Origin of the sequence: Simiduia sp. 21SJ11W-1 (assembly GCF_024138675.1) — a bacterium.
In the GTDB taxonomy this organism is placed as follows: Bacteria; Pseudomonadota; Gammaproteobacteria; order Pseudomonadales; family Cellvibrionaceae; genus Simiduia.
The window spans coordinates 2416405-2434604 of record NZ_CP090959.1 but is presented as its reverse complement, the minus strand read 5'-3'; the positions used below and the strand labels follow the sequence as shown (position 1 = coordinate 2434604).

Here is an 18200-nt window from a genome sequence, read left to right as displayed (position 1 = left end):
GGGCTTTGCGGCCAGGGCGGGCGGAGAGTGTGAGTGCACAGTTACGCCTGCCACTGTTTGAGTATAGTCAATCTGCCTGCATGCTCACGGTGTTGAGTTGGCAGATTTTTGCAAAAGTCGGGTGCCAGTACCGGGAAGGAAGGCAATGGTGTAGGCGCTATGCGGGTTAGCGCCGGTTTTGGAATAGCAATAGGCCTGCGTATTAGAGGCGCTTTTTATAAGCCGGCCTACCGCTATTCAAATTCGATTGAAGCCCTAGGCCTCTTTTTCAGGGTGGGCCGGCTTTTGGTCTAAATTGGCGGTATTGAGGTCGTCAGCATTCAATAAACCCGTACCGATGTTGCCGCCGGGGATGACGCTCATCTCCAGTAGATCGTGGCGAGCGGCATAGGGGAAGCGCGACATGCGGTACAGACCGTAGATGCTGATAAGCAGCAGGCTGCCCGCACAGCCCCAAAAAAATCCGCGCGGGCCCGCGAAATCCATTAATGGCGCGATTAATATCGGGCCAATTGATGCGCCAACACCGCCCACTAATAAAATGGTGCTGCTGGCGGCAACGATTTTTTCAGGCCTCATGAAATCGTTCACCAGTGCGCAGAATACGGCATACAGCGGCAGCGTAAAACCGCCAAACAGGCCGATACAAATCAGCAAAATTAAAAACGAATGCTCGCCGAATAATCCACTGATAATTGCAAACAGTGCAGCAATGGCCGTGAGGCTTGTGGCAATGATGCGCCGGTTGAAGTTGTCTGCCAATAGCCCCAGCGGCCACTGTAACAGCAGTGCGCCGGCCACAATACTGGCCATGATCCAGGCTACATCCTGGGTGTTAAACCCCTTCATGTTGGCGTACACCGGTGCCATACCAAAAATCATGGCCGAGCACATTTGAATTAAAAACACGCCCACCAAACCAAAGGGCGCCCACTGAAAAAGCTTAAGCGGGCTGATGGTGGGTGTGGGCGTGACTACTGGCGTGGCAATGGCGGTGACCAAAATGGGAATGGCCGCGGCGCTCATTAAAATCGAGATCAAACTGAACAGCTCAAAGCTTTGCGGGTCGGCTAAGTTCAATAAAAATTGCCCGCCTAAAATACCGCCCAACAGGGTGATCATGTACAGCGAAAGTATCTTGCCGCGATTGCTGTCGTCGGCTGCCTGGTTTAGCCAGGATTCAGCCACCAGGTAAATGCCGCACATGGCAAAGCCCGTCAAGAAACGGGTGGCAGCCCAGGCCCAGGGGTTTACGTAAATTGAATGCATTAATACACACAGCGAAGACAGCGCTGTCAATGCGGCAAAGGCGCGCACGTGGCCCACGCGGCGAATCACTTTTTGGCCGCGGTGGGCGCCCAATAAAAATCCCAGATAATAGGCCGACATAATGAGGCCCGTGAGCGTGGTGGGGAAACCTTCAAGGGCGGCGCGCAGGCCGATCAAAGTACCCTGTGCGCCCACGCACAAGCCGATCAATAACATGCCGAAAAACAGCGGCCAAATACTGGTTAATTTTTTGCGCACCGGTACCTCCATTCATAATTTGGCGGCCAGTCTAACGATTCAACGGCACCATTGATACCTTGACCGGCCCAAAGCCCCTTGGCTAGGGTAGGGGCTTTGGCTTTGAGATTTTTAGCATGCAGAATTTCCACTCGCCACAGCCACCCAACAACCCGCGGCCCATTGAACAGGCCGGTAGGGTGCTTGATTTCTGGTTTAAAGAGCTCGCACCGGCGCAGTGGTGGAAGAAAGATCCGGCTTTGGATGCAGCCATTGGCCAGCGCTTTGAAGCCTTGTTAATTGATGCCAAGCGCGGTGCCTGCAGCCACTGGCAGACATCGGCCGAAGGCGCCTTGGCGCTGGTGATTGTGCTCGATCAATTCAGCCGCAATATCTACCGCAATCGCCCCGAGGCGTTTGAGGCCGACGCCCAAGCGCTGGCTGTGGCAATGCACGCGGTGAATGAGGGGCAAGACCGGGCGCTTACCAATGATCAGCGCCAGTTTCTCTATATGCCTTATATGCACTCAGAGGTGGCCGCAGTGCATGAGCAGGCCATGGTGCTGTTTGCCTCCCTTGAGGGCGATAACAGCGAAGACTTCGAGCGCCGGCACAAGGCGATTATTGATCGCTTTGGCCACTACCCGCACCGCAATGCCATTTTGGGGCGCGCATCTACGCCTGAAGAGCTGGCCTTTTTAAGCCAGCCCGGTAGCAGCTTTTAAGGCTGTTTGCCCTCGGCGTAGGCGCGTGTGGCTTGGCCAAAGGCCTCCCACATGGCTTGGTACATAGGGTTCTGGGTTGGCTTCCATTCGGGGTGCCACTGCACACCCAGGGCAAAGGCTTTTGCGTTTTCAACGCTGAAAGCTTCAATCAGCCCATCCGGGCTTGTGCCCTCAACGCGCAAGCCATCGCCCAAGCGCTTGATACCTTGCCCGTGGATGGAATTAACCCGCTGCACAGGGCCGTTGGTGATGCGTGCCAGAATGCCATCGGGGGCAATGTTCAATTCGTGCACATCGGCGTAGAGGCCATCGGCGGGGGCATCAAAGTCTACCAGGGCTTTGTGCAGGGCAAAATCGGCCTCAATGTGCAATTGCTGGTAGAGACTGCCGCCAAAGGCGATGTTCATCTCTTGAAAACCGCGGCAAATGCCAAACAGGGGTACGCCGCGCTCGATGATTTTTTTAACCAAGGGCAGCACTGTGGCATCGCGGTCGGGGTCGTGGGGGCAGCCGGGGTAGCTTTCGCCGCCCTGGTAGTGACGTGGCTCCACGTTGGAAACGCCGCCGGTGAGCAGAACGCCGTCTACCCGCGCGAGCAGGGTGTCGGTATCGAGCTGGTCGCCAATGGGGGGCAGCAAAAGCGGCAGCGCACCCATCAGGTCTACCACCGGGGCCACGTATTTGGCCATGATCTGGTAGTAGCGGGTGGTGTCTTCGCCTTTGGGTTTGTCCAGTGTTTCGGCGGTAATCGCAATGACGGGTCGACCCATAAATACCTCTTGCTCGCGGGTGAAATTGGCCAAATGGCACTCAGGCATGCAGTGTAAACCCAAACGCTCAAGGGCAGCATAACCCAAGCAGGTAAGTGGGGGCCGGCTTGCCCGCCGCCTGCAGCCCCAGGCTTGCGCGCACGCATTTTGGAATTCCTAGTGTAGAATGCCCCTGCCTTGCGATAAAAGTGAATGAATGACTTAAATTAAGCGAATTTGTTGCGAGCTGTTAAGTAGAACTGCGCCTACCGAGCTTGCGAAATCAAAGTATAAAAGGAAGTGGTTGTGAGTACGCCTGAGAAAACTGCAAACGAAAAGCCCGTACGTGAAATTGTCTTGAAATTCAGTTGTGAAGATCAGCCGGGTATTGTGGCAAATGTGGCGGCACTGTTTGCAGCCCAGGGCTTTAATATTCGTGAATCACACCAGTTTGAAGATGTTGAGAGCCGCCGCTTTTTTATGCGCACCGTGCTCGATGCCACCGATCAAAGCCTTACGCTTGCGGAAGTTCAGGCGGCGTTTATCCCTGTGGCCCGGCGCTACAACATGGATTGGCAGTTGGTGGATGCCGATTCGCGCTTGAAGGTGTTGGTGGCAGTGAGCCAATGGGGCCACTGTTTACACAACCTGCTAAATGCATGGAAGCAGGGCACCTTGCCCGTTGATATTGTGGGCGTGGTTTCCAATCATCAGGTGATGCAGGAGCTGGTGGAGTGGTACCAGCTGCCGTTTCATCACCTGCCCATCACCCCTGACACCAAGGCCCAGCAAGAAGGGGAAATGTTGGCCTTGATGGAAAGCTCGGGCGCCGAGTGCCTGGTGCTGGCGCGCTACATGCAAATTTTATCAAACCAGCTGTGCCGCCAATTGGCCGGGCGCGCGATCAATATTCACCACTCGTTTTTGCCGGGCTTTAAAGGGGCCAGGCCATACCATCAGGCCTTTGAGCGTGGGGTAAAGCTCATTGGCGCCACGGCCCACTATGTCACGGCCGATCTGGATGAAGGGCCGATTATCGAGCAGGCCGTAGAGCGGGTAACCCACGTGAATACGCCAGGTGAGCTCACTGAAATTGGCCGCGACATTGAATCGGTGGTGCTCAACCGCGCGCTGCGCTGGCACGCAGAGCACCGGGTGCTGCTCAATGGCAACAAAACGGTGGTGTTTTCGCGCTAACGCAGATTCTTCTTTTCAACACCTCGCTGGCCGCAGGGTGGCTTGCCTTGGGTGGCCATTACCCTAATCTCTGCGCGCGGCTCGGGCTAAGCTTGTGTCTTTACACAATGCCCGTTAACCGTTTGCAGTAGGTACCTCCAATGTCCACCCAAAAGCCTTTATCTATCAGCCAGTTAGCTCATCGTTTAGACGGCGAGGCCAGCGAAGTATGGGCGGTACACGACCGCGCACTGGACATGCAGGCCAACGGCGAAGATGTGATCTTGCTGTGCGTGGGCGACCCGGATTTCCCCACCCCCGAGCCCATTTTTTACCAGGCGCTGGCGGCCATGAAGCGCGATCGCACCCACTACTCGCCTGCCCAAGGTGAATTGGGTTTGCGTGAGGCCGTAGCCGAGCTTGAAAGTAAAACCTCGCCCCACCCCTGTGCCGCCGATGACATCGTTATATTCCCCGGTGGCACCAACGCGCTCTACAGCGTGTTCAGCTGTATTTGTGATGTGGGCGATGAAGTAGTGGTGCCAGACCCGATGTACGTAGGTTACTGCGGGGTTTTTGATGCCGTGGGTGTAAAAACCGTGCCCGTTGCCCTGCGCGCCGATGCCAACTTCGCCCTGGATATGGACGCCATGAAGGCCGCCATTACCGACAAAACCAAGGCGGTCATCGTCAATACTCCGGGCAACCCCTGCGGCAATATGATTTCTGCAGCCGAGCTTGCCGAGCTTGCCGCCTACACCCGCGAGCGCGGCGTGTGGCTGATTTCCGATGAAGTCTATTCCATGATTACCTTCAAGCAGCGTCACGTGAGTTTGCGCGCTGCAGCCGAAGCCTTGGATAACGTGATTATGGTGGATGGCCTGTCCAAATCCCACGCCATGAGCGGCTGGCGCGTGGGCTGGGTGGTTGCTCCCCAGTCGCTGGTGCCACACCTGACCCACCTGGCCGGTGCCAGTGTGTTCGGCTGCCCGCAGTTTATCCAGGATGCCGCCGCTTTTGCCTTGCGTCACGATGACTATTACGTAGCCCAAATGCGTGACGAATATAAAAAGCGCCGCGACTTTCTGGTAGCGCGCATTAATGCCATGGCCGGTGTCTCGGCGGAATCACCCGATGCCGGCATGTTTGTGATGATGCGCACCGATGGCGTGGCAAGTTCGGGCCAGGCATTTGCCGAGCGGTTATTGGATGAAGCGGGCGTCTCGGTGGTGCCAGGTGCAGGTTTTGGTGATGTAACGGCTAACTATGTGCGCATCACCCTGGCCCAACCCGTGAGTGTGCTAACCAAAGCCATGGATCGCATGGCAAATATGCTCGCCGAAGACGCCACCCGCACCGCCGTTTAACCACGGTCGTTAACCCCAGCCCTGTCGGCTGCGTTTTTATTGCGTAGTCGCGGGCCGGTGCCTGCGTTGCTGGCACTTGCCGCCCGCTATGTTTACCATGAGGCCCAAGATGGCCCTCTGCCGAACCTCTTCGGCAGCAGAATAATAACTTTAGAAGTGATTAACCTATGTCAAGACCACTGGCTGCCTGGGAAATTGCCCTGCCAACGCTCACCCTGTTTACCCTTTTGGGGCTCTCGGTATACCTCTTTGGCGATAGCTCCTCCATGGGCGCCAACCAAATTGCCCTGTGTTTGAGCGCGGCAGTGGCGGCCTTGATGGGCTGGCGGGCAGGCATATCCTGGAGCGAGCTGCAAAGCGCCATTTATAAAGGTATCTCAGTGGCCCTTGGCGCCATTTTGATTTTGTTTTTGGTCGGCATGCTCATTGGCAGTTGGATTTTGGCCGGCACCGTGCCCACCATGATTTACTTCGGCCTGCAGCTGCTCGACCCCAGCTGGTTTTATGCCGCCGCCTGTTTGGTGTGTGCCCTGGTGAGTGTGAGTATCGGCAGCTCCTGGACAACCGCGGGCACCATTGGTATCGGTTTGATAGGTACCGCCGCCGGGCTGGGGTTATCGGTAGAAATTACCGCCGGTGCGATTATTTCCGGGGCTTATTTCGGCGATAAAATGTCGCCCTTAAGCGATACCACCAACCTGGCCCCGGCCGTTGTGGGCACCGATTTATTCACCCACATTCGCCACATGGTATGGACCACAACCCCCAGTATTATCATTGCGCTGCTGTTGTTTTTGGTGGTGGGCATGCGTGCCGAGGTGCCTGAGGCCGATGCCGAAATGGCAGCCATGCTGAGCCTTTTGGAAAACAACTTCAATATTAACCTGTGGCTGCTCATCCCGTTGTTGGCGGTGTTTGTGTTGGCCTATAAAAAAGTGCCGGCCATTATCAGTATTTTCCTGGGTGCTTTGTTGGGTGCGGTATTTGCCGTTATTTTTCAGGCAGAGGCGGTGCTCAAATTCGCCGGTGTGGATGCAAGCCTGCCCGTGGCCCTTGGGTTATTTAAGGGTATCTGGATGGCCTTTGCCGACGGTTATGTGGCCACCACCGGTAACGAGCAAATCGACAGCCTGCTGTCGCGCGGCGGCATGAGCTCGATGCTCACCACTGTGTGGTTGATTATCAGTGCCATGGTGATGGGTGCGGTAATTGAGCGGGTGGGCATTCTTGAGGCGTTAATCGCCACAATTTTACGCTTTGCGAAATCCGTGGGTGGCCTGGTAGTTTCCACCATTCTCACCTGCATAGGCACCAACATTGTGACGGCGGATCAGTACATCGCCATCGTATTGCCCGGGCGCATGTTTCGCATGGAGTTTGCCAAGCGCGGGCTGAGTGCAGTGAATTTATCGCGCACACTGGAAGATTCGGCCACCATTACCTCACCCCTGATTCCGTGGAATACCTGCGGTGCCTACATGGCCGGTACATTGGGCGTGGCCACGCTTGCCTATTTGCCCTATTGCTTTTTTAACCTCATAAACCCTGTGATCTCTGCCATCTATGGCTATTCTCAGTTTAAAATTGTGCCCATTACCGATGCCGAGCGTGCCGCGCTCGAGCAAGAGGCTGCCCGCACCACTGAGCGGGCAGCCGCGAGCCATTAAATTGCCCAAGGGTAGTGCGAGTTCATGAAGTTCGACAAAATTGATTTAAAAATCCTTAACGCCTTGCAAAAAGATGCGCGCATTAGCAATGCGCGCCTGGCAGAAAAGGTGTCTTTGTCTGAGTCTGCGTGTTTATCGCGGGTTAAGAAGCTTCAAAACCAAAAGTGGATTGCCGGCTATAGCGCAAGCCTTAACCTCGCCAAATTGCGGCATGTTCACTTTTTGGTGAATGTGTCACTGGTGTCGCAAGATCCGAAGGTAAATCGCGATTTCAAACAGGCCATTGCGCACATTCCACAGGTGATCCGCTGTTATAAAATCTCCGGCGAGTACGACTACATTCTGGAGTTTCTGTGCGTGGATGCCGCCCAGTTCAACACCTTGAGCGAAGGCCTGCTGGAGCAGGAACTGGGCATTGAAAAAATGCACTCGCAATTGGTCATTGAAGACAGCAAGCCCTTTGCTGGCGTGCCCCTTGATGAGTTGTTCGAACTCGACGACGACTAGCCCACCCGCCCAGACACCGCCTCCTCACAAATAGCCAGCCAGCGCCTCAGGCCTCTGCCCTGATATTTTTGTTTGTGCAGGGCAATGTATAAATCCCGTGAAAAATCCCGGTGGGGCGTGGCCAGTGGCACCAGCGAGCCGCGCTCAAAGGCGTCGGCCAGCGAGATACGCGACAGGCACGAAATACCCAAACCCGCCTCAACGGCCCGCTTGATGGCCTCTGTGTGCTGCAACTCCAATAGCACATCCAGTTGAGGAAGTAGCCCGTGCATGCCGCGATCGAAGGTTTGCCGCGTACCGGAGCCTGATTCGCGCAGAATCCAGCGGGCGCCCAGCAAGGCCGCGTCACTTAGCTGGCCTTGCGTGGCCAAGGGGTGGTGGGGTGCGCAAAAGCATACCAGCTCATCGGCTTGCCAGCGGCGCACCGCAAGGGCCGGGTGATGCACTTCACCTTCAATCAGCCCTACATCAATATCAAAGTTCAGCAGGGCTTCAGTGATTTGTGCGGTGTTTGCCACATCTAAATGCACGTCGCTGCCGGGCGCTTCCTGCAGGTACTGATTCAGTAACGAAACTGCCAGATAGTTGCCGATGGTAAGGGTGGCGCCAATGCGCAGGTTACCGGCGCCGGGCTGGCGGCCAAGGCTTTGTTCGAAGGCCTGCGCCTGTGCCAACAGCGCTTCGGCCTGGGGCCTTAACTGCTCGCCCAGCTCGTTGGGTTTCAGGCGCTTGCCCACCCGGTCGAACAGTTGCAGGCCGTATTGGCTCTCTAGGTCTTTCAGGGCGCTACTGCAGGCAGATTGCGACATGGCCAGCGCCGTGGCCGCCCGGCTTACGTTGTGGAAGTGGGCTACCGCAATAAACACCTGCAGCTGGCGCAGGGTAAAGTGCAGGGCGCTAGGGGTGTGGTTTGCCATGGCATGTGCCTACCTGTGCTTATCTATATCTATAAAACAGATAATATATATAAAAACATCCCGTTTTACCAATTAAAGTGTGGTGGCTAGTCTAGGGCCATTCGATGAGGAGTGGTTATGAGCAACCTGATTAAAGAAACTGTTTTGGAAGTCCATCACTGGAACGACACCCTGTTTAGCTTTAAAACCACCCGCGATGCGGGCTTTCGTTTTCGCAACGGCCATTTCACCATGATGGGCCTGGAGCAGGATGGCGGCCGCCCGCTGCTGCGCGCCTATAGCATTGCCAGTGCCAACTACGAAGACCAGCTGGAGTTCTTTTCTATCAAGGTGCCAGACGGCCCCTTAACCTCGCAATTGCAACAGGTAAAACCGGGCGACCAGATAATTATCAACCGCAAAACCACAGGCACCTTGGTAACCGATCACCTCTTGCCTGGCAAACACCTGTGGTTGTTTGCCACAGGCACGGGGCTTGCGCCTTTTATGAGTATCATTAAAGACCCAGAAGTCTACGCGCAGTACGACAAGGTTATTCTCACCCATGGGGTGCGCTATGTATCCGAGCTTGCCTATCGCGATGTGATTGAACGCGAGCTGCCAAATAATGAGTTTTTTGGCGAGCTGGTGCGTGAAAAGCTTTGCTATTACCCAACGGTCACCCGCGAAGCCTTCCACAATCAGGGCCGGCTGACGGACCTGCTGCGCTCGGGCAAGCTCACGGCGGATCTGGATTTACCGCAAATAAATCCCACCGATGACCGCTTCATGATTTGTGGCAGCCCATCCATGCTGAAAGATACCTGCAGTATTCTTGATGAACTGGGGTTTGATGAGGTGCGTAGCTCAAACAACGGCCACTATGTGATTGAACGGGCCTTTGTGGAGCAATAGGCGCCTGCCAACAAGGCCCGCAGGGCAGGGCGGTTTTTGGTAAACTCGCGGTTTTCCTAGCCAGAGATTCCGTATGACCGTCAAGCCCGGTATATACCGTCATTACAAAGGCCAGCAATACCAGGTATTTGGTGTTGCCAGGCACAGCGAAACCGAGCAGTGGCTGGTGGTGTACCGGTGTCTGTACGGTGATTACAGCTGGTGGACCCGCCCGCTGGATATGTTTACCGAGCAGGTTAGCGTGGCCGGTGAATCCGTGGCGCGCTTTGAGTTTGTCTCCGGCGCGCCGGGGCTGGATGAACTGGCGGGGCCTCCTGCATGATTCGCTGGCAGTGCCCCGTGTGCCAGCAAGCCTTGGCCTTGCGTGATCGCGCCTGGGTTTGTGACAGCGGCCACACCTTCGATCTGGCTAAAGAAGGCTACGCCAACCTGTTGCTGGCCAACCAAAAAAGGCGGCCAGACCCGGGTGACAACAAAGACATGATTCTCGCACGCCGGGCCTTTCTCGCCGGCGGCGGCTATCAACCTTTGGTGGCTGCACTCAAACTGTGTTTTGCAGAGCTTGGCCCGCTCACCCAATGGCTGGATATCGGCTGTGGTGAGGGCTACTACGCACGCGAACTTTTAAAAGCACAGGCAGACGTGGCCGCAAGCGTGGCATGCATAGATATCTCGCGCGATGCCGTGCGCCAGGCTGCCAGGGCCGCATTGCCCGGCCAGTCACTGGCGGTGGCCTCAAGCAAGCGCCTGCCACTGGCGGGCGGCCAATTTGATGCAGCGCTTGTGATTTTTGCACCTTTTGACGCGCAAGAAGTTGCGCGTGTGCTCACGCCCAAGGGCCGCCTGATAGTGGTGACCCCGGGCGCGCAACACCTGCTTGCCTTGCGCGAGTTTATCTACCCGGATATACGCCCCCATCAGCCGCCCACAGCCCCAGTGGGATTCGAACTTGAGCGAGCGCAACAGGTGAGTTTCAGCATTGCGGTAACAGGCCCCGGGCAATTGGCACAACTGCTTGCCATGACGCCCTTCGCCTATAAACTTTCCGATGAACAAAAAACGCAATTTGCCGCACAGTTTACTGACCTGACGGCAGATTTTGTGATCTCGGTTTACAAGGCCTCTGCACAGGCGTTGGCTCATGACGCACAGTAGTTCGGCAGAAAATACCGCCCAGTGGGATGCCCACTGGATGGCGCAGGCATTGGCGCAGGCTAAGCTTGCAGCCCTGCAGGGCGAAGTGCCTGTGGGGGCAGTGGTGGTGTGCAATCAACAATTGGTGGGGGCGGGGTTTAATCAGCCTATTAGCAGCCAAGATCCAACGGCCCACGCCGAAGTGATTGCCCTGCGTGCGGCGGCCAAGCAGCTTGGCAATTACCGCATGCCCGGCACTACCTTGTATGTCACCTTGGAGCCATGCAGTATGTGCGCCGGCGCCATGATTCACGGGCGGGTAGATCGCCTGGTGTATGCCGCCGCCGAACCCAAGGCGGGCGTGGTGCAAAGCCAGGAGGCATTTTTTGAGCGGGGCTTTTTAAACCACAAGCTCAGCGTAACCGCAGGGGTAATGGCGGCCGAGGCCAGTGCCTTGTTGAGTGATTTTTTTCGTGCGCGCCGTGAACAAAAGCGCGCGCTAAAGCGGGCTCCTAATCAGTTGCCCGATACGGGCAGCGAGCCGGGTAGATAAGCGCAAGCGCGGTTGCAATCTGGAAATCATAATAAAAAGTAGGCGTGAGGCTATTGCATGGAAGTATTAGGGTTAGTCTTGGTTGGCCTCATTTTGGCCGTAATTATTGGCGCAATACTGGGTTTTTCAGCCTTCATGCAGGTGCGGCAATTGCGCGAGGATCTCACAGCCCTGCGCCGTGATTTGGGCTCGGGAAAATGGGCAGCCAATGCCGAGGCGCCGGCTGAATCTACACCCAAGCCACCAGGCCCGCCAGCAAGCCCGGATGTCTCGCGAGTTATTCAGCCTTCACCAAAGTCCTATGCATCAAGCACACCTGAACCAACTTCAGCGGTGTCGGCAAAGGCTGAAGGCGCGCATGAAACAGACGAGTTTTCACTGGAGCTCGATCTGGATACCGAGCCTTCACCCCCCAGCGATACGCCGCGCCCGCCACAACCCTTGTTAACCGGGCCGGATTTTTGGGCGCGCTTGCAGCAACAATGGATGGTGTGGCTGGGCGGCCTGTGTGTGGGGCTGGCGGGTGTGTTTCTTGCCAAATATTCCATTGAGCAAGGCCTGTTGGGCCCCGGCGCTCGCATCGCTGGTGGCATTGTGACCGGCATTGCCCTGCACCTGGGCGCGCTCTGGTTGCGCGCCAAGCAGGGCGCGCACCCATCGTTTGCGGCCTTGGCCGGCGGTGGCAGTATTACCCTGTTTGCGGCGTTTTTGGCGGCGTTACACCTGTATCAAATGTTCAGCCCGCTGACTATTTTCGCGTGCCTGGCATTGGTGGCAGTGGCCACCTTGTGGTTGGCCTTGTTGCACGGCCCGGTGCTTGCCGCCATCGGCATGCTTGGTGCTTACAGTGTGCCGCTGCTGGTATCTACCGGAAGTGGCAACATTCTTGCGGCTATGGCTTATGCGCTGATTATTTCAGCCTCGGTGCTGTGGCTGTTGCGCATGGTGTACCGGCCCTGGTTGTGGTGGGGGTGTATAGCCGGTGCATTGTTGTGGTGGGCCCTATCGTTTAGCAGCGTCGATGCCGAGCACTGGCGCCTGGTGTATCTTGCCGTGCTTGCCTATATCACTTTGGCAATTCCTGGCGGTAATTTTTGGTTGCGGTTTACGCCAGCAGATGATGAGCCCCATTGGCCTTTGCGTGCAATCGTGCGCCATGATGACACGCCGCCTGCGCTGCTCACCCATATCGCGATTTGGGCCGCGTTTTTAATGAGTTTGCTGGTTAGCGGTTGGTCTGGCGCATGGCTCAGCTGGCTGTTGCTGCCGGCGTTAACCCTGTGGCTGGCCAGCAGCCGCGTGCGCTATACCTGCTTCGGTTGGGCCGGCTTTTTAGGGGTCAATGGTGCGGTATTGCTGCATCAACTGCATGAAGACGCAGGGCAGTGGGCTTTCAAGCCTTTAGCGGCCGCTGAACACACCCAATTTTTTGCCTTCCTCAGTGCTTTTGCTGCGCTTTTTATGGGCTTTGCACTGCGTAACCTCAAATTAAAAACCGGTGCCTGGTGGCCAAGCCTGTTGGCAATGGTGCCCATTCTTCAGCTCTTTACGGGCTATTTACTGGCAGAGAATTATGCCTCGGTGTGGCAGTGGGCGATGCTGGCATTTTTGCTGGCGGCCACCGCTATGTGGCTGGCTTTTATGGCGCAATCAAAAACCTGGCCCAAGGCGCTTACCGTATGGCTGTTGTTGGCCGGCCACTTCGCCTATGCACTTATCGCCGCCTGGTTACTCGATGAAGCAACCTTAACCCTCGCCGTTGCCTCACAACTTTTGTCTTTGGCGTGGGTGATGAAGCGCTTTGATGCCCCGGAGCTTGGTTGGCTTTTCAAGCTAATTGCCGTGATTGTGGTGGTTCGGCTAACACTCAATCCATGGCTTGCAAGCTACACCCAATCCGGCCACTGGACGCTCTGGACCTACGGCGGTGCAACGGCCATGTGCTACCTGGCGGCGCGCTGGCTGGCGTTAATGCCAGCATTAGCACGCTGGGCCGAGGCCGCAGCGCTACATTTGTTGGTGCTAACGCTTTGGTCTGAGGCGCGTTACTGGCTGCACGATGGCAATGTGTATGCCGCCGAGTTTTCAGCAATAGACGCCGTGGTTAATCTTTCGCTGTTTTGTGCATTGGGATTGGTGTATCACTTGAAGGCCACCCTGGGCGCCCAGCTCGCCGCTTGGTATCGGGCCTATGCAAAAGTATTGCTGGCAGCTTCGGCATTAAATTATCTCGCCTTGGTGATGGCCTTTTTCAGCAGTAGCCAGTGGCTGTGGGGGGAGGTGGGTACAAGGCCCATGATGAATTTATTGCTGGGCGCTTTCGGCTTGCCCATTGTTTGGTGCTTGCTGATTCGCCGTTACTACCCAAGCCCGCTTTCGACCTGGATGCCTTTGCTTGCTGCCGGTGCCGGTTTGCTGTTTTTAACTGTGGAGATTCGCCATTTGTGGCAAGGCACTGTTTCACTCAAGGCCGCAGTACTTGATGGTGAGCTGTATACCTATTCGGTGGTGTGGTTGCTGTGTGCGGTAGCGGCATTACTTGGCGGCAGTTGGCGTTGGGGCAAGCGCTGTTACCGGGCGGGTATGCTGCTGCTGGCTGTGGTTATTGTGAAAATATTTATGGTTGATATGGCCGATCTGCAAGGTTTGTGGCGTGTGGCATCCTTTATGGGGCTGGGCTTGGCACTGCTTGGCGTGGCATTTTTGCACCAAAAAATTCAACAGAATGTAAACCGCGCATAACAGCCTGCGGTGTTAATTATCCTCTAGTTGGTACTGACGTGTTCCAACTGGAGGATTTTTTTTGCGCTGATTTTATTAAATGCGTGTCAGAGTGCCTGCGGAAAAGATTGGCTAAATTTCACGCAGCTGCTTTCTAAACCGCTATTTTTTCCGTGTTTTCTGCGCTTAACCAGAGGCTTGCCAGATTCTTTTTAAAAGGTGTCAGAGTGAACTAAATAAATCGTGCCAGAGTGGATTTAAAAGCCAGCCTGCGGGGCTTTTACCGGCATTTTCACTCTGCTTAAATGCACCTCAATTGCTGAGAGGCAAGAGAGGCAGTTGCTTTACTCCACAAAGGACTGCTGGATTGTTTTACAACAAACGCCCATTTATCGACCACAGAGAAAGAGGAATTCAATCATGGCGATTTACATGAACTTCAACGGCAATTCACCCGCTGGCAACGTAACCGCAGAGGGCTATGCCAACTGGATTGAAGTAGATAACTTCCACTTTGGTGTTGGCCGTGCCATCACTATGGAAGCCGGTGCTATGGCTAACCGTGAAGCGTCACGTCCAAGCATCAGCGAAATCACCGTTACCAAACCACTGGATTCAGCCTCAGGCGGCCTGTTCAAAGCCTCTGTAACTGGCGATGCCGGTGTGAAGGTAGAAATCCACGTTGTTCAAACCGGTGCCAACAAAGTTGAGAAGTACGCAACTTACACTCTGGAAGAAGTGATCATCTCTTCTTACAGCGTAAGTGCTGCTGCCGGTGGTGCGCCACAGGAGTCCCTGTCTTTGAGCTTCGCCAAAATCGAAGCAGACCTGACTCACGCAGACAAAACCAACAAGAACACCAAGAACATGCGTGTTGGTTACGACCTTACTACAGCTACACCACTGTAAGCGTTTTTTCGCTTGCCGGGTCGGGCGCCTCTGCTGTGCAGGGGCCTCGGCCTTTTGCCGTTTGGTCTTGACATAAACATGGGCCGTTCGGATTCCATCGAGTAGCCGAGATACTTGAACGTAGACATATTACAAGGATTTGTACCCCGTCATGGCGACCCTCAATCAAAATCATCGCTTGTTGCAAGTAACCTCGCCTTTGGGCGCAGATAAGTTCATTGCCACCCGCTTGGTGGGCGATGAATGCATATCAGGGCTTTATCGCTATGAGCTGGACATGATGTCTGGCGACCACAAGCTAAAACAACAAGATCTTGTTGGAAAGCCGATCACCGTTTCAATCAACAAAGAAGGTGAAGAGGCTACCCGATACATTCACGGCTATGTTGTGCAATTGGGGATGCTTGATGTCAATGCCGAGCAGCTTCGCAACTATCGGGTGGTTATTATGCCCGGGTTGTGGTTCTCGCAGCTTAGTAGTAAAAATCGCATCTTTGAAAACAAAACCGCCAAGCAAGTGATAGAAGAAGTGCTGGGTGAGTATTCGTCTTTTGTAAAGTTCTCTACGGGTAAGCTTTCAGGTGGCTATAAAACCCGCCGCTATTGCGTGCAGTTTGAAGAAACAGATTTTGCCTTCGTCAGCCGATTAATGGCCGAAGAGGGTATTGCGTACTACTTTAATCACGATGACAAGAAAGTCGAGTTGGTATTGGTAGACGATGCCCAGGGCTTTTTTAACTGCTCTAAAGATACGCTTGAATTTAACGGGCATGGCAGCCAGCCGACTAAAAGCACGATAAGCAGTTGGGAGCGAAATTTCAGTTTTCACACTGGCGGTTTTGAGTTTAAGGATTACAGTGAGTTTGCTCCCGATAAAGACGGCAAATACCAGGTTAAAACCAAATCTTCCTTAAATGAAGTCAAGTCTTTCAAAATTCAGAAGTATGGTAGTTATATTCTTGAGCTTGATCAGGATCACAAACATAAAATTACCGAAGCCTCCAATAAAGATATTGCCAGCCATGCCATGGAGGCCATTGAATCCGGTTTTGATGTGGCTGAGGTCACCAGTAACTGTACATGCGCTATAGCCGGTGGGAAATTTAAGTTAGATCATCAGCTTGAATCCGAGGCTGGCGAATACTTGGTTACCCAATTGCATATTGCCGCGGCCGATGGTAATGGCAAAACCACACAGTACATTAATCAGTTTTCTGCAGTACCCGTGGGTGTTATCCCGCGCCCTGACCCTGCGGCATTTGCCCGCAATGTGACCAGCGCACAGGTGGCCAAGGTGGTGGAAGTAAAGGCAACCACCGCCGATGGATCTGACGACGTTTACACACAACTGAAAGTCACCTTCCCTTGGAATAGCGCGCAAAACTCGTGCTGGGTTCGGGTGGTACAATCTTTTGCAGGTAAAAACTGGGGTGCGAACTTTGTACCCAGGGTAGGCCAAGAGGTTGTGATTAACTACCTAAATGGAGACCCAGACAGGCCCGTGGTAACGGGGGCCGTATATAACGAGAAAAATACCGGGCCCAACTACACGGCCACCCAGTCCGGCTGGAAAACAGAGTTTGAAGGCAGTAAATTCAATGAGCTGCGTTTTGATGATAAGGGTGGCAAAGAAGAAATATATATGGAGGCGGGTAAAGATCACCGCTTCGTGATCCATAACGATCAGTTGGGGAAAGTTGAAAACGACCAGACCTTGGAAGTTACCAATAACCGCTCCATCACTGTTGCCAAAGGAAATGAAACGGTTGTGATATCCAAGGGTAATCAGGATATTAGCGTCAAGTCTGGCAATCAGACGCTGAAGGTTGCCAAGGGCACCCAAACCGTAGACGTGCAAGGTGCAATTAAAATCACCTCCAAAGCTTCTATTGAGCTTAAGGTGGGTGGCTCTAGCATTAAGCTTACGCCTGCTGGCATTGTGATAAAAGGCACAACGCTCTCTTGTAAAGGCGATGCTACGGCAGAAGTGAAGGCGGGCGCATCTCTTACGCTCAAAGGCGGCATTACACTGATTAACTGATTGAATTATGACTGACTGGATAAAAATCAAGGCATTAACGGCGGCAGAGTTGTTAAAAGAGTTCGAGCTTAGTGATGATGAGGCTGTGGAGTGCCTGGTGCCTGGTACCGCACCACGGGTAAGTATTGAAAACTTGTATAACGCAGGCCACTTTCTTGATGCCGTAAAGCTGTTGGCGCACGGTTTGCCTAAACGGGAAGCCGTGTGGTGGGCGTGCCTGGCCTCGCGGGCTGTGCAAACGCCAGAAACAGATGCTGCAAATGTCGATGCCCTTATTGCAGCAGAGGCATGGGCAAAGCAGCCTACGGAGGAAAACCGCCAGCGAGCAAAGTTACTTGGTGAAAAAACCGGGCACAAAACGCCGGCGGGTTGGGCCGCTACCGCAGCCGCTTGGTCTACCGGTAGCTTAGCGGCCCCCGGTGAGCCGGAAATACAGGTGCCGCACTATATGTATGCCCATGCTGTTGCTGGCAGTGTGAGCTTGGCCGCCGTCTTGTCTGACCCGGAAAACCCGCAGAAAAATTATCAGCAGTTCCTGAAGCAGGGCTTTAATTTAGCCTGTGGTGGTAATGGTTTGGTTGTTGAAGAGGCATAAGCATGGGTAAGCCTGCATCACGCATTACAGATATGCATGTGTGCCCGATGGTGACGGGCACGGTACCTCACGTGGGTGGCCCAATAGTCTCACCGGGCGGGCCAACGGTAATTATTGGCGGTATGCCATCGGCAACGCTGGGTTCCAGTTGTGTTTGCGTGGGGCCGCCAGATACGGTGGTGAGTGGCAGCTCTACAGTAATGATTAATAAAAAGCCCGCAGCGCGTATGGGCGACTCTACCGCCCATGGTGGAAAAATTGTTGTGGGTTGCCCCACCGTCATTATAGGCGGCTAGCTATTTGCTGCGCTCAACTGGCTGATGGTTGTATTTATTGCAATTCAAATGATGCGCTAGGCAAACGAGGTTGTTTACTGGCAGGATTTTCGGCTTTTGTGTTTGATGCCTAAGAAAGTTTTGAGCCGCAAGACGGTTTAAGGAATAAATTTAAGGGATTATCTTTGCTATGCCCAAGGCTAAAATCTATTCACTGGTGTTAACGGGGCGCACGCGCACGGATATGCCCGAAGCCCTCGTCAAGCAGGGGTTACTCAAGCTTTGTGAGGGTAACGCCAAGCGTGCTAAAGCCCTCTACCAGGCCAGCCCAAAGGCGATTTTTAAATCCAGCTCGCTTGCCGAGGTTCAATTACGGCTGAAATCCCTTTGGCGGCTTGGTTGGCATACGGAAGTTAAATCAGGCGCGGAGGTCTTGTATGGCACACTGAGAAAACCACAGGCTA

17 protein-coding genes are annotated in these 18200 nt (G+C 54.5%); 14 read left to right on the top strand and 3 right to left on the bottom strand.

The features are described from left to right. Positions 1–255: 255 nt before the first annotated feature. Complete coding sequence (locus L1F30_RS10760) at positions 256–1527, bottom strand: MFS transporter (protein ID WP_253356084.1); 1272 nt, start codon at positions 1525–1527, stop codon at positions 256–258. Positions 1528–1643: 116 nt separating this feature from the next. Between L1F30_RS10760 and L1F30_RS10755 the strand changes: the two genes are divergently transcribed. Further along, positions 1644–2231 (top strand): DUF924 family protein, encoded by a 588-nt coding sequence (locus L1F30_RS10755; RefSeq protein WP_253356083.1) that lies wholly within the window; start codon positions 1644–1646, stop codon positions 2229–2231. On the opposite strand, the gene L1F30_RS10750 is transcribed toward L1F30_RS10755, so the two are convergent. Continuing rightward, positions 2228–3001 carry a gamma-glutamyl-gamma-aminobutyrate hydrolase family protein gene (locus tag L1F30_RS10750; RefSeq protein ID WP_253356082.1) on the bottom strand — a complete coding sequence of 258 codons (774 nt, stop codon included), beginning with the start codon at positions 2999–3001 and terminating at the stop codon, positions 2228–2230. The two genes, L1F30_RS10755 and L1F30_RS10750, sit on opposite strands and share 4 nt — an antisense overlap. A 285-nt stretch (positions 3002–3286) precedes the next feature. Here L1F30_RS10750 and purU point away from each other — a divergent pair, with 285 nt between their 5' ends. The 4 genes from purU (at position 3287) to L1F30_RS10730 (ending at position 7697) form a co-directional block, all read left to right on the top strand. Further along, positions 3287–4177, top strand: coding sequence for a formyltetrahydrofolate deformylase (gene purU, locus L1F30_RS10745; protein WP_253356081.1), 891 nt, complete (start codon positions 3287–3289; stop codon positions 4175–4177). A 140-nt stretch (positions 4178–4317) separates the two neighbouring features. After that, positions 4318–5523, top strand: coding sequence for a pyridoxal phosphate-dependent aminotransferase (locus L1F30_RS10740; protein WP_253356080.1), 1206 nt, complete (start codon positions 4318–4320; stop codon positions 5521–5523). A gap of 167 nt (positions 5524–5690) precedes the next feature. Next, complete coding sequence (nhaC, locus tag L1F30_RS10735; RefSeq protein ID WP_253356079.1) at positions 5691–7190, top strand: Na+/H+ antiporter NhaC; 1500 nt, start codon at positions 5691–5693, stop codon at positions 7188–7190. Between the two features lie 24 nt (positions 7191–7214). Then, a complete protein-coding gene (locus L1F30_RS10730) occupies positions 7215–7697 on the top strand; it encodes an Lrp/AsnC family transcriptional regulator (RefSeq protein WP_253356078.1) in 483 nt (160 codons plus the stop codon). Here L1F30_RS10730 and L1F30_RS10725 read toward each other — a convergent pair. Continuing rightward, complete coding sequence (locus tag L1F30_RS10725) at positions 7694–8590, bottom strand: LysR family transcriptional regulator (protein WP_253361817.1); 897 nt, start codon at positions 8588–8590, stop codon at positions 7694–7696. The genes L1F30_RS10730 and L1F30_RS10725 overlap by 4 nt on opposite strands. A 141-nt stretch (positions 8591–8731) precedes the next feature. On the opposite strand from L1F30_RS10725, the gene L1F30_RS10720 reads away from it, so the two are divergent. The 9 genes from L1F30_RS10720 (at position 8732) to L1F30_RS10680 (ending at position 17757) form a co-directional block, all read left to right on the top strand. Beyond that, positions 8732–9508: a ferredoxin--NADP reductase gene (locus L1F30_RS10720; protein WP_253356077.1), complete on the top strand. Its 777-nt coding sequence runs from the start codon at positions 8732–8734 to the stop codon at positions 9506–9508. Positions 9509–9581: 73 nt separating this feature from the next. Next, positions 9582–9830, top strand: coding sequence for a DUF1653 domain-containing protein (locus tag L1F30_RS10715; protein ID WP_253356076.1), 249 nt, complete (start codon positions 9582–9584; stop codon positions 9828–9830). Further along, positions 9827–10663: a putative RNA methyltransferase gene (locus L1F30_RS10710; RefSeq protein WP_253356075.1), complete on the top strand. Its 837-nt coding sequence runs from the start codon at positions 9827–9829 to the stop codon at positions 10661–10663. Before L1F30_RS10715 ends, L1F30_RS10710 begins: the two co-directional genes overlap by 4 nt. Further along, positions 10650–11195 (top strand): tRNA adenosine(34) deaminase TadA, encoded by a 546-nt coding sequence (gene tadA, locus L1F30_RS10705; protein ID WP_305879904.1) that lies wholly within the window; start codon positions 10650–10652, stop codon positions 11193–11195. The genes L1F30_RS10710 and tadA overlap by 14 nt, the downstream gene beginning before the upstream one ends. Before the next feature lie 57 nt (positions 11196–11252). After that, positions 11253–13937 (top strand): DUF2339 domain-containing protein, encoded by a 2685-nt coding sequence (locus tag L1F30_RS10700; protein ID WP_253356074.1) that lies wholly within the window; start codon positions 11253–11255, stop codon positions 13935–13937. A 399-nt stretch (positions 13938–14336) separates the two neighbouring features. Continuing rightward, positions 14337–14825, top strand: a complete 489-nt coding sequence (locus L1F30_RS10695; RefSeq protein WP_253356073.1) for a type VI secretion system tube protein Hcp — start codon at positions 14337–14339, stop codon at positions 14823–14825. Between the two features lie 151 nt (positions 14826–14976). Next, the gene (locus L1F30_RS10690) at positions 14977–16866 is read left to right on the top strand and encodes a type VI secretion system Vgr family protein (protein WP_253356072.1); all 1890 of its coding nucleotides are present in this window, start codon (positions 14977–14979) and stop codon (positions 16864–16866) included. 7 nt (positions 16867–16873) lie between these two features. After that, on the top strand, positions 16874–17461 hold the full coding sequence (locus L1F30_RS10685) for a hypothetical protein (protein ID WP_253356071.1): 588 nt from the start codon (positions 16874–16876) through the stop codon (positions 17459–17461). 2 nt (positions 17462–17463) lie between these two features. Continuing rightward, positions 17464–17757 carry a PAAR domain-containing protein gene (locus tag L1F30_RS10680; RefSeq protein WP_253356070.1) on the top strand — a complete coding sequence of 98 codons (294 nt, stop codon included), beginning with the start codon at positions 17464–17466 and terminating at the stop codon, positions 17755–17757. The last annotated feature ends 443 nt before the right edge of the window (positions 17758–18200 follow it).